This window comes from Myxococcus vastator, from assembly GCF_010894475.1.
In the GTDB taxonomy this organism is placed as follows: domain Bacteria; phylum Myxococcota; class Myxococcia; order Myxococcales; family Myxococcaceae; genus Myxococcus; species Myxococcus vastator.
The window spans coordinates 1-12543 of record NZ_JAAIYB010000239.1; the positions used below are offsets into that span (position 1 = coordinate 1).

General features: G+C 71.8%; 7 protein-coding genes. All 7 read left to right on the plus strand.

What is annotated here, in order from left to right; translation table 11 throughout:
* Positions 1-355: 355 nt before the first annotated feature.
* Positions 356-1108, plus strand: coding sequence for a translation initiation factor IF-3 (gene infC / locus G4D87_RS22445; protein WP_240358500.1), 753 nt, complete (start codon positions 356-358; stop codon positions 1106-1108).
* A 175-nt stretch (positions 1109-1283) separates the two neighbouring features.
* Positions 1284-2168 (plus strand): DUF2135 domain-containing protein, encoded by an 885-nt coding sequence (locus tag G4D87_RS22450; RefSeq protein WP_163784203.1) that lies wholly within the window; start codon positions 1284-1286, stop codon positions 2166-2168.
* 28 nt (positions 2169-2196) lie between these two features.
* Positions 2197-2907, plus strand: coding sequence for a DUF1175 family protein (locus G4D87_RS22455; protein ID WP_163784206.1), 711 nt, complete (start codon positions 2197-2199; stop codon positions 2905-2907).
* Entirely contained in the window at positions 2904-4472 is a 1569-nt protein-coding gene (locus tag G4D87_RS22460) for a hypothetical protein (RefSeq protein WP_240358499.1), read from the plus strand. The genes G4D87_RS22455 and G4D87_RS22460 overlap by 4 nt, the downstream gene beginning before the upstream one ends.
* Positions 4469-9187 (plus strand): alpha-2-macroglobulin family protein, encoded by a 4719-nt coding sequence (locus G4D87_RS22465; RefSeq protein WP_163784209.1) that lies wholly within the window; start codon positions 4469-4471, stop codon positions 9185-9187. Before G4D87_RS22460 ends, G4D87_RS22465 begins: the two co-directional genes overlap by 4 nt.
* 3 nt (positions 9188-9190) lie before the next feature.
* Positions 9191-11410, plus strand: coding sequence for a SpoIID/LytB domain-containing protein (locus tag G4D87_RS22470; RefSeq protein ID WP_163784211.1), 2220 nt, complete (start codon positions 9191-9193; stop codon positions 11408-11410).
* Between the two features lie 127 nt (positions 11411-11537).
* A partial coding sequence (locus G4D87_RS22475; protein ID WP_163784213.1) for a trypsin-like serine peptidase occupies positions 11538-12543 on the plus strand: 1006 nt, incomplete at its 3' end.

Consider the following 12543-nt stretch of genomic DNA (forward strand, 5'->3'; position numbering starts at 1 on the left):
CCCCCAGAGGGCCCTTGGGGGGTACATTGGGGGCATGGTTCCACGGCAGGTGGACGGCTCGGGCGTTATCTCTGGCGTTACCGTCTCCCAAAGAGGAAAGTTCACCCAGGGCTCCCCTTCCTACCGGGCGAGCGGGCATTGGGATGTACTCCTGCGCCCGCGGGTTACACTGCCAGGCGTGGGTCCCAAGCAGGGCGGGGCGCTTCACATGTGTGTACGGTCCCTTGTTGTCGCGGACCTGCCTGCCACACCTTTGGGTGGGCAGGCCTGAAACCCAATTCGGAGGAGAGTCACCATCATTCGCGAACAGAGAAGCAGCCGCGGCGGGAGCCGCGACCAGAGAACCAACCGCCGTATCCGTGCCCGTGAGGTCCGCGTCGTCGGCTCTGACGGTAGCCAGCTCGGGGTCATGCCTCTCGAGGCGGCGCTGGATCGCGCCCGGACAGAGGGGCTGGACCTCGTTGAAATCAGCCCCATGGCCAGTCCTCCGGTCTGCAAGATCATGGACTACGGCAAGTTCAAGTACGAGGAGAAGAAGAAGGCCTCGGAAGCGAAGCGTGCCCAGGTCACGGTCCTGCTCAAGGAAGTGAAGCTCCGTCCGAAGACGGAAGAGCACGACTACGAGTTCAAGGTCCGCAATACCCGCCGGTTCATCGAGGACGGGAACAAGGCGAAGGTCGTCATCCAGTTCCGTGGTCGTGAAATCACGCACAAGGAGCAGGGCACGGCCATCCTCGACGACGTGGCCAAGGACCTGAAGGACGTGGCCATCGTGGAGCAGATGCCCCGCATGGAAGGGCGTCTGATGTTCATGATCCTCGCGCCCACGCCGAAGGTGGCGCAGAAGGCCCGCGAGCTCGTTCGTCAGGCCGCCAGCGCCGCCAAGCGGACCCCTCCTCCGGGAGCTCCTGCCACAGGCAAGCCAGCTGGTGCCAGCGGCGGCGCCGAGGAAAAGGCCGAGGCGAAGGCCGAAGAACAGGCCGAGGTGAAGGCCGAAGAAAAGGCCGAGGCGAAGGCCGAAGAACAGGCCGAGGCGAAGGCCGAGGAAAAGAAGGAAGCGCAGGCCGCGCCGGCAGCAGCCGAGGCGCAGAGCCCGACGGCGTCCTGAGGGATTGCCGGCACGCGGTGGGTCTTGATTCCCACCGCGTGTGGCGCCTCTCGAAAGCTGGGAAGGTGTGCCTCGCCGCCCAGGAGGCTGGCAGGCGACTTGAAAAGGAGGGCACTGCTGCCGCAGTCTGTCCACCCGCGAACGCTCGCGGACCTCCTTCCATCAAGGACGCGTGATGCTGCCTGTCCTCCTCGCCGTGCTGCTGGCGCAGACGCCCGCCGCCAATCCCCGTCAACAGGGCGTGCCCATTGGTAAGGGCAAGACGCTCCCGGCCGTCACGTTGTCCGCGCCGTCGGGCGGTTGGACGGTGGACCGGATGATGCTCATCGAGGGCACCGTCAGCGACACCACCATTGACCCGGTGGTGGTGTCCATCAACGGCGACCGCTACCTGATGCGCACGTACCGCGGGCGCTTCAGCCGCAAGTTCCCCGCCGCCAGCGGCAAGAATGTCGTCACGGTGATGGCCACCAACCAGGCCGGCACCGCGCGCGCGCAGGCCACCAGCTACGCGCAGATTCCGCCGGTGCCCTTCAAGGTGGTGCTCACCAGCGACACCGACGGCGTCTACACCGACCTGCACCTGTACGAGCCCACCGACGCCAGCGCCGAGGGCGGCACCCTGGACGTGGAGAAGATGGCGCACGTGTACTGGGCCAACACCGCGAGTCCCTCCGGCGGCACCTTCTTCCTCAACTCGCAGGGCGGTGACTTCGATCAGCCCGCGTACGGCCCGTACCTCTACATCCACCGCGCGCCGCCCAAGGGCGTGTACCTGGTGGCCACCAACTACTGGCCCAGCGGTGACAAGGCCCACACCGTGGCCACGCTGAACCTGTCGCTCTTCGAGGGCACGCCGAGCGAGATTCGCCGCATGGTGCGCATCCCCCTGGCCACGCCGGGCACCACCCGCGTGCTGGCCTGGGTGAATGTGCTCGGGGCCGGGCAGGCGGAGGTGTACGTGCCCTCGCAGGACCCGCGTCCGAAGCACGCCGCGTGGCCCAAGAACCTGGATGAGGCCCTCAAGGAACTCCAGTCCAACGGCGACGGTGAGTACTGACGCCTCCGTCGTCCGGGTCTTCACGTCCATGCGCCACGTCCTTCCCGTGCTCGTGCTGCTCCATGCGTCCGCGCCCCTGGCGAACGGAACGGCTGGCGTGCGGCCTCATGCGTCCTCGCCGTCCGCGTCCGGCGCGGCCAGTACGCGGCCTCATGCGTCCTCGTCGGCGGGGCCGTCCCGTGCTTCCGCGCCGGCGGCGTCATCTACGCCCGAGGCGCGCGACGTGCTGCTCCGGCGGCTGGTGGCGCGCGTGGCGCTGGCCCAGGTCCGCAGGCAGGACGCCGCGTGGCATCCGGACCAGCGTGACTGCGCGGGCCTCATCCGCTTCGCCTTCCGTTCCGCGTACAAGCAGGTCGCTCCGGACCGTCTGTCCTCGCCGCTGTGGCGTGACGGCCGGGGGCGCCCGTCGGACTTCGCGGACGCGGAGGTGCTGCTCCAGCACAGCTTCCAGCGCCTGGGCCGCGACGACGCCACCCGCGAAGCGCTGCGCACCGGCGACGTGCTCGCCTTCCGCCAGGAGCAGGACGCGGGCCCCATCTTCCACCTGATGTTGGTGGTGCGCCCGGAGGACCGGGCCCACGCGCCCGCGCGCGTCGTCTATCACCCGGGGGAGCAGGGCGCCGCGGTGCGCACCGGCGTCCTCCACCACCTGGTCACCGAGGCGCCGCTGGAGTGGCGCCCGGTGCCGCAGAACGCTTCCTTCCTCGGCTTCTTCCGTTTCAAGGAGTGGATGTCATGACATCTCCCAAGAGTGGCCCGCCCAAGGCGCTGCTCATCGGCGTGGTGACCGTCCTCGTGGGCGGCGCCGTGGCCGGAGCCTTCTTCCTGGGGCGGCGCAGCGGCGAGTCCCGCGACGGCGGTGGCACTGTCACGAACCTGCTCGGCGGTGAGCGCAAGGGCCCGCCCAGCGCGGGCGCGGGCGTGGAAGGCCTGCCCGAGCCCGAGATGACGGAGCTGGACGTGCCCGGCACGGCCGCGCCCTCCGCCCTCTGGGTGGACGTGCACCACCCGGGCAAGGTGCGGGACGCGCTGGTGGCCAACGTGTGGCTGCGCGACCAGCTCCAGAAGCCGCTGGGCCAGGGCTTCGTCGGCGCGTGGGCCGCCTTCTTCGGCTCCACCGGCGAGGACCTCCAGGCGGGCTTCAAGGGCGCGGTGCTGGACCTCTTCGCGGGGCAGATGTTGGACGCCCCCTTCCGCGTGACGTGGTTCGCCGGTGACGCGCCCGCCAGCACGCCGGCCTTCATCCTTCCCAAGCCAGGCCGCGCCGCGACGTCCGCGTACGAGGCGCTGGACGGGGTCGCCAGCCGCGGCGGCATGAAGGCGGCGCACTGCCCGGGCGGCGGCGCGGAGGGCACCTATGAGCTGAAGCGCTGGCTGGTGGCGGAGCAGACGCTGTGGGCGGGGCGGCTCAACGACAGGCTGGTGCTCGCGCGCCACCCGGTGGCGGTGCTCCACGGCCTGTGCGCGGAGCTGCCGGCGCTGGAGGCGCAGGACGGCGTGGACGTGGAGCTGGGCTATGACGCGGCGGCCTACGGCCGCGAGGTGCAGCTCCTGTCGAGCGTGGTGGGGTTGGCCCCGGGGACGCGGCTCCAGTTCGGCGTGGAGGCGGGACGGCTGGTGGGCCGGGGCATCGCGGGCGAGCTGCTGGACGGCCCCGCGCGCCTGGACGCCGCGCCCCTGTCCGATGATTTGCTCAAGCTGGTGCCGGAGGACACGCCGGTGCTGCTGGCCTTCCAGCTCAAGCTGCCGGAGTCGCTGGAGCCCGAGACGCTCAAGGCGTACTGGGAGGAGGGCGGCGGCAAGGGCCCCACGCGCACGCGGCAGGTGGCGCTGGTGTGGACGCCGCGCGGTGACGCGAAGCTGCCCGTGGAGCTGGCCGTGCTGTGGGGCCGCACCGACGACGCGGCCGCGCTGGAGGGCCTGTTCTCCGGTGGCTACAACCGGCTGGTGCGCGGCACCCACTGCAACCACGTGGTGCTGGCGTCCAACGACGCGGAGCTGGAGCGCCTGCGCAAGGCGTGCGCGGGCCAGCAGCCCAACATGCTCAACGCGGCGGGCCCGGTGGTGGCCGGGCTGCGCGCGCCCACCTCGGTGGCCTTCGGGGTGAACACGGGCCGGCTGCTCAGCGGACTCACCATGGATGGTTATCTGTCCGAGTTCCGGGTCCGCCGCGACGCGCCCATTCCGAGCGCGGCGCCCCCGGAAATCGAAGCGGCGCGGAGCGACCTGGAGTCGCTGCCGTACCTGGGCCTGCGCGGCACCGTGCAGGGCGACTCGCTGGTTCCTGGAGGTTTCGGGTCATGAAGTGCCTCATCCGACTGGCGGCCCTGTCCGCGCTCATGCTGTCCGGCGTGGCCCTGGCCAAGCCGCTCTACATCACCGTCCCGCGCGCCTATGGCACCCAGGAGCCGGTGGCGGTGGACGTCGCCTTCGAGGACAAGGGCCCCGTCGAACTGCGCGTCCTCAAGCCGGAGAACCTGGACGCCTTCATCCGCGCCCAGGGAGATTTGCGGCGCGCGTACCAGACGCCGCCCACGCTGAAGAACCCAGGCCGCGCGCTCAGCCGGGGCTTCAACGCGGTGCGCACGCCGGGCATGTTCCTGCTCGACACGCTCAACCCCGCCTTCCGTGACGAGGTGGGAGGCGTCATGCCCCGTCCCCCGCAGGCGGCGGGCTCGGGCGAGCCGCTGGCCAAGGTGGCCGAGGGTCCGGAGCGCCTGGTGGGCGTGCCGCCCGGCTTCACGGTGGCGCGCAGCCAGTGGCTGAACCTGGACCTGGGCGGCGCCGAGCGGGACTTCAATGTCCCCGGCTTCAACGCCAGCGGCCCCAGCGGCTTCCAGGAGCGCCGCGTCACGCTGGCGCCGCTGCCCTCGGGCACCTACGTGCTCCAACTGGTGCAGGGCCGCGTGGAGGGACAGGTGGTGCTGGTCGTCAGCGACTTGACGGTGCAGCTCAAGCAGACGGATGGCCAGGTGCTGGTGCGCGTGGCGGGCCGGGACCAGAAGCCGCGCGAGGGCGCCGAGGTGCGGGTGTACCTGCCCAAGGGCAAGGGCCCGGTGGGGAAGACGAACGCGAAGGGCGAGGTGACGCTGGAGGTGTCGGAGCCGCGCGTCATCGCCACGGCGACGGCGGGCGGGGACACGGCCATTGTCGACACGGACTTCTACTCCGCGCTGGCGGTGGCGCCGGACGTGTTCATCTACAGCGACCGGCCCATCTACAAGCCGGGCCACGAGGTGAAGTTCCGCGGCGTGGTGCGCCAGCCGGACACCTTCCTGGCGCGCCTCTTCACGCCGAAGCAGCGCCAGGTGCAGGTGAAGCTCGTCTCGCAGGAGGGCCGCGCCCTCACCACGCGCGCCTCGGTGGATGCGTTCGGCGCCTTCCACGGCACGCTGAAGGTGCCCGAGGATTTGGGCACCGGCGTGCTGCGCGTGGAGGCGGAGGTGGACGGGCACCCGCACCAGGGTGAGGCCCGCGTGCAGGACTACGTGAAGCCCACGTTCTACCTGGAGATGGAGCCCGCGACGGAGACGGTGGTGCCCGGGCAGACGCTGCGCGCGAAGGTGCGCGCCCGCCGCTATGCCGGGGGGACGCCCGACGCCACGAAGTACGAGGTGTTCCTCTACCGCAGCCTGCTGGACGCGCCCGCCTGGGTGGATGACGCGGGCAAGGGCGGCCAGGGCAGCGACGTGACGTACGGCAGCGCCTCCAGCACGGAGGGCAAGCTGAGCGTGCCGGAGCGGCTGTACTCCTCCGTGGAGGCGCGCGGCGCCTATGACGACCCGTGGTCCAGCGCCAGCGGCTTCGACGCCAACGGCGAGGCCGAGGTCGAGGTCGCCGTGCCGGCGCTGGCCGCTGGCGAGGAGCGGCTGCCGTACCGGTACACGCTCACCGTGCGCGCGCGCGACGACCAGGAGACCTTCGCCAACGCCACGTCCGCCTTCTTCCTGTCGAAGGTGGAGGTGCTGGGCCTGGCGCGTTACTCCGACGCCGTCGTGGCCAAGAGCGGCGACGCGACGCTGGCGATTCGCGCCACCACGCTGTCGGGCAAGCCCTACGGCGTGACGCAGGGAGAGGTGGAGTTCGTGCGGCGCGCGGCGGATGGCTCGGAGAAGAGCCTGGGCAAGCGCTCCTTCTCCACGGCGGCGGACGGCACGCACCGCGAGAAGGTCCCCACCTCGGACGTGGGCGCGGTGCTGGCGCGCGTGGTGGTGAAGGACAAGAACGGGGAGACGTGGCAGGGCGAGGAGTCCCTGCTGGTCATCGGCGGCGCGGACGAGCCGGTGGCGCGCGTGCCCAACCTGACCCTGGCCTCGCTGTCCGGGACGCTGGCGCCGGGAGACACCGCGAAGCTGGTGGCGCTGATGCCGGACAGCTGGGGCTCGGGCGGCCGTGACGCGGGCCCGGTGTGGGTGACGCTGTCGGGCGCCTCGCTCTACGACACGCAGGTGGTGGAGCTGACGGGCCGCACGCTGGTGCACAGCTTCAACGTGGAGAAGCGCTTCGGCAGCGCGGTGTACGCGTCCGTCGCGTACCCCACGGCCACGGGCCGCTGGGAGGAGCGCACGGTGGCCTTCCGGGTGATTCCGCGCGAGCGCACCCTCACGGTGGAGCTGCAGCCCCGCCGCGCGGAGGCCCCGCCGCTCACCGAGCAGAGCATTGACGTGCGCGTGGTGGACCACGAGGGCCGCGGCGTGGTGGCGCAGCTGTCCGTGGGCGTGGTGGACAAGGCCGTCTACGCCATCCAGAGCGAGTTCCGGCCCAAGGTGCTGGACTTCTTCTACCCGCCGGCGCGCAACAACGTGTCCAACTTCTTCTCCTCGGAGTTCCAGGGCTACGGCTACGGCGAGGCGCTGGCGCGGAAGATGGCGGGCCTGCCGGACCACGCCTTCGCCTCCATCAAGCCGCCCAGCCGCCAGACGAAGGACCTGGAGCGCGACACCGCGCACTGGGACCCGGCGGTGGTGACGGACCGGGACGGCCGCGCCACGGTGCGCTTCACGCTGCCCTCCAACCAGACGCTGTGGGTGGTGACGGCGGTGGCGGCGGACACCTCCGGCCGCTTCGGCGAGGGCACCTCCGAGTTCGCCACGCGCGGCGGCCTCAACCTCTACGCCGCGCTGCCGCAGTTCCTGCGCGAAGGCGACGAGGCGCTCGCCTCCGTGCGCCTGTCGGCCGGGGAGAAGTCGCCGGCCAGCCAGTTGCTGGACGTGAAGCTGGCGTCGCTGGGCGCGCTGAAGGCGGACCAGTTCGAGCACAAGGTGGAGCTGGCCAGGGGCGGCGAGCAGGTGGTCCCGCTGACGCTGAAGGCCGCGTCCACGGGCGCGGCCCAGCTCACCGTGAACGTGACCGGCGGCAAGGACCCGCTGAAGGACTTCAAGCGCTTCGAGGTGGGGCCGGCGGCGGTGGAGGACGTGGTGAAGGTGAGCGCCTGGGGCGGCGGCGCGCTGGAGGTGCCCGCGCCCAAGGAGGCGACGCTGGCGCGCGTGGAGCTGGTGCTCCAGCCGTCCATCGTGGACGCGGCGCTGTCCAACGTGCGCGAGCTGCTCACGTACCCCTACGGCTGCCTGGAGCAGCTCGTGTCCACCACCGTGCCCAACGTGGCGGTGTACCAGGTGCTCCAGAAGGCGGGCGCGCTGGCGAAGCTGGACACGGACACGCAGGCGCTGCTGGCGGAGGCGCGCAGCCGCTCCGTGCAGGGCACCGCGCGCATCCTCGACCTGTCGGTGAAGGGCGGCGGCTTCACCTGGTTCGGCGGCTATGAGACGCCGAGCCTGCCGCTGACGCTCATCGCGCTGGACGGCCTGGCCTACGCGGCCGAGGCGGGGCTGGTGGACCGCGCCGACCCGCGCCTGGTGGAGAGCGCTCGCTGGCTGGAGGCGCAAGAAGGCCTGCCGCCCGAGTACGACGCCACTCGCGCGTACGTGCTGGCGCGGCTGGAGGGCTCCAAGCAGGCCGCGCGCGTGCGGGCGCTGGTGCAGGGCGCCCAGGGTGGTGACTTGTACCCGCTGGCCCTGGCGGTGCTGGCCGCGGAGAAGGCCGGCGTCATCAAGGAGCCCGCGCTCCAGTCCCAAATCAATGCGCTGGTCACGCGCAGCGCGCAGGGCTACGCCACGCTGGCCGCCCACACGCCGGGCCAGCCGTTGGCGCAGTCCGAGGCCTTCTTCCGCTTCCCGCTGCGGCGCGTGGGCCTGACGGCCATCGCCGCGCACGCGGCCTCGTTCGGCACGCTGGACATCACCCGCGCGCGCCGCCGCATCCTGGAGCTGCTGTCCGAGCCTGACCTGTCCACCTTCGACCGGAGCACCGCGCTGCTGCACTCGCTGTGGCTGCTGGAGCGCGACGCGAAGGCGATGCAGGGCATGAAGGCGCCCGAGGTGAAGGGCGTGAAGACGCCGGTGAAGTTCACCCCGCGCGGGCTGGGCCTGGTGGCAGTGCTGGCGCCAGGGACGCGCACCGTGGACGTGGGCGGCTTCGACGGCGTGGCCACGCTGCGCGCCACCACGCGCACCCCGCTGTCCGCCGTGCAGCCGAAGGCGGAGGGCATGTCCATCCAGCGCGCCTACTACGTGCTGCGTGAGGGCGGAAAGGTGCGGCTGGGCGCGGACGACACCGTGTCCCAGGGGGAAGAGGTCTACGTGGAGCTGACGCTGGACGCGCGCGGCGACAACCGCGTGCGCTCGGCGTACTACGTGGTGGAGGACGCGGTGCCCGCGGGCTTCGTGCCGCTCCAGGAGGACAAGGCCTTCCGCGGGCCGCCGCACTCGCTGCCGCTGGTGCCCGAGGCGCTCAAGCGCCGCGTGCTCGACCCGGAGCGGGCGACGTTCTTCTTCGAGGAGCCGGCGTGGTGGAGCGACAGCCCGCGCACCGTGGGCTACGTGCTGCGCGCGCAGTTCGCCGGCACGTTCTCCGCGCCGCCCGCCCACATCGAGGACATGTACGCCGCCAGCATCCACGGGCGGACGGCCGCGGACTCGCTGAAGGTGGTGCCCTCCAAGAAGCGCCTGGGCGACCTGTAGTCCATGGGGTGGGCCGTCACGGTGGCCGTGCTGCTCGCGGCCACCCCGACCTTCGTCACTCGCGGCGACGTGACGCCCGAGGCCGGGCTTCGCCGCGAGGCCGAGGTCGCCTGGACGGCGCTGGAGGCGCGCTACGTCCAGGAGGCCGGAGGCGCACCGGCGAAGCCTCCTGGCTCCATCGTCCTCCAGAAGGGCGCGGCGCTGACGCCCCAGCGCAATGGCCAGGGGCGCCCGGGGTGGGTGGAGCTGCGGCAGAACGCGCCGGGCGTGCTGGATGAGCGGCTGCGGCTGGCGCTCCGGCACGAGCTGGCACACCAGCTCCTGTGGTGGGCGTGTCCCCAGTCCAGCGAGGACCGCCTCTTCCACGAAGCCTTCGCCGTGGCGGTGAGTGGCGAGCTGCCCTCGTGGAAGGAGGGGCCCTACCTGTCGTTGTCCCGCGCGGCGTCGGAGCTGGCCATGGCGCCGGCGGTGGACACGCCCCGGGCCCGGCGCGCGCTGGCGCGGCTCCTGAACGAATCCTCGGGCTTTCCTCCGGCGCTGTCGCGCAGGCTTCGGCAGTGCCAGGACGGCGCGCGGTGGGCGTCGCCGCTGTCCATCGACGAGCTGGCGGGCGTGGGCGTGCGCGAGGCCCGGCCCGCCACGGTGGTGGTGAGCCGCCATTCGGGAGAGGTGTTGCTGGCGGAGGGGGACGTGCGGCGCGCGCTGCCGTATGGCTCGGTGCTCAAGCCCTTCCTGTACGCGGCGGGCGCGGAGCACCCGGTGTTGCCGCCGCGTCCGGGCGTGCCGGAGTGGCTCTGCGGCGCGGGGTTGCCGGCGAAGGTGGACGCGCGCACCGCGCTGCTGCGCTCGTGCAATGGCTACTTCCTGGACTGGGAGGCGCGGGGCTCGGCGCCCCGGGCCTTCGGCGCGTGGGGGCCGGTGCTGGCCTCGGTGGGGCTGACGGGCTTGCCGGAGGACATGGCGGAGGCGACGGGGCTGCGCTCCACGCGGGCCCTGTCGCCCTGGGGCGTGGCGCAGGCGTACCGGCTGCTGGCGGAGGCCCGGCCGGAGGTGGTGGCGCTGCTGGCGGACAACGCCGCGCGCGGCACGCTGGCGGAGCTGCCCGTGTCGAAGTCGTTGGCGGGCGTGGCCACCAAGACGGGCACCGTGCGCGACGCGGCGAGCCGGCCCCAGTTCGGCTGGATTGCCGCCGTGGACGCGGACCTGGTGGCGGTGGTGGTGCGGCCCGGCGCCATGCCTCGCCAGTTCGCGGACGAAGTGCCCAAGGCGTTGGCGCGCGCGCGCAAGCAGGCCGGCCTGGAGGTCGCGCGTGTGCAGGTGCTGGGACTGCTGCCCGCCGGCGACGTGGAGGCGCGGTGCGCCGGCGCGGGCTTCTCGCTGGAGGAGGGGGTGCCGCGCGCGGGCGCGGAGGCCTGGGCGCCGCTGGCCTCACTCACGAAGCGTGGCGCGGCGGTGTGCCTGGGCGCGCCCTGGCGCGTGCGCTTCCCTGGCGGTCCGGAAGGAGGGCGTGACTACGCGGGCGTCTTCATCACCTCCGCGCCGCCGCCGTACCGGCCGCCGCCGGGCGTCCCCACCACCCCCAGCGCGATGAAGGCGCGGCGCGGCTCCGACTTCATCTTCCGCACCACGCGCCTGCAGTACGCGGCGGGCGTGGTGGCCGCCGAGGACGTGACGCTGACGGGCGAGCCTCGCGTGGCGCTGGCGCGGGTGGTGGCGCACAACGAGCAGCACGGCCACAGCCGTCACCCGGGGCGCCCTGTCTGTGACACCACGCACTGCCAGGCCTTTCGCGGCACCGTGCGCGTGCGGTCCGAGGACGCGAAGGCCCTGGGACTGGCGCCGCTGAAGTGGCGCAGGTGGCTGACCTTCTCCCAGGGCGGGCAGGAGCCCTGGCGGCAGGCGCGACCCCGCGCCGAGGTGGAGCGCCTGTTGGGGCGCGGGCTGGTGTCGCTGCGCTTCGAGGCGGGGCGGGTGCACTACCTGCGCGCGCAGACGGAGGGCGACGCGACGTTCGACACCGCGCGCTCGCTGCCGTGTGACTTGCTGCGCTCCGGCTTGAAGCTGCCGTCGTGCCCGCGCTCCGCGGCATTCAATGGCGCGTCCCTGCTGTTCGAGGGCCGTGGCCGCGGCCATGGCGAGGGCCTGGACGTCGAAGCCGCCAAGGCCTCGGGCTCGCGCAGCGACGTTCTGCTCGAAAATGCCTACGGCGGTGAAACCAAGTAATAACTTTTCAATGGCTCTGTCGGGTTGTTCAGTTTGTAACTGAATTGCATGAAATGATGTCAGGGGCGGGCGTAGAGTGGCCTTGCTCGTCCGTTCTGGCGGGCCCTCATCGCAGGAGTGGTCGCCCATGCGCATCACCCGTATCCCCCTGCGCCGGAAGCTGTTCGGCGCGTTGTTGTGTTCCGTGTCGGTCGCGGCCTGTGGACCGGCTCCCGAAATGGACCCCGTGGACGAGAAGTCCCCGGAGCTGGGCGCCGAGCAGCAGGAGGTCATCTACGGCGCCGACCACCGCACGGACGTCTACGCGTACACGGCCTCCGCGGCGCTGCGTCAGCGCGCCGAGAAGTCCACCGTGGCGCTGATGCGCCCGTCGGCGCTCAACACCTCCAACCCGAACAACATCACCTTCAACGCGTCCACGCTGCAGAGCGCCTACAACCTGTGCTCCACGCAGCGCTTCCTGAGCGACCCGACCCCGGCCTTCTGCTCGGGGACGCTCATCGATGACGACCTGGTGCTCACCGCGGGCCACTGCATCAGCACGTCGGACTGCTCGAACACCCGCTTCGTCTTCAACTTCTACCGCACGTCGGCCTCGGGGCTGCAGACGGTGACGACGCAGGACGTCTTCTCCTGTCAGTCCATCGTCGCGCGCGAGCTGGGCACGGTGAACGGCCGCAACCTGGACTACGCCATCGCCCGGCTGGACCGTCCGGCCACGCCGCGCTTCGAGCCGGCGCCCATCCGTCCGGGCAGCGCCGCCCTGCCGGTGAACACCGGCGTGTCCGTGATTGGCTCCGGCAGCGGCATCCCGTTCAAGATTGACGACGGCGGCTGGGTGCGTGACGCCCGCTCCGGCACGGTGGACTACTTCATCGCCAACACGGACACCTTCGGTGGCAACTCGGGCTCGGGCGTCTACGAGAACGACAACTTCACCGTGGCCGGCATCCTGGTCCGTGGCGAGACGGACTACGTCAACCAGGGCTCCTGCCGCGTCGTGAACCAGTGCACCGACACGGGCTGCCGTGGCGAGGACATCACCTACGTGCGCCCCGCCGTGGACCACTACTGCTCCGTCGCGGGCAGCCAGCGCCTGTGCGGCACCACCGAGCCGCCTCCTCCGCCCCCGC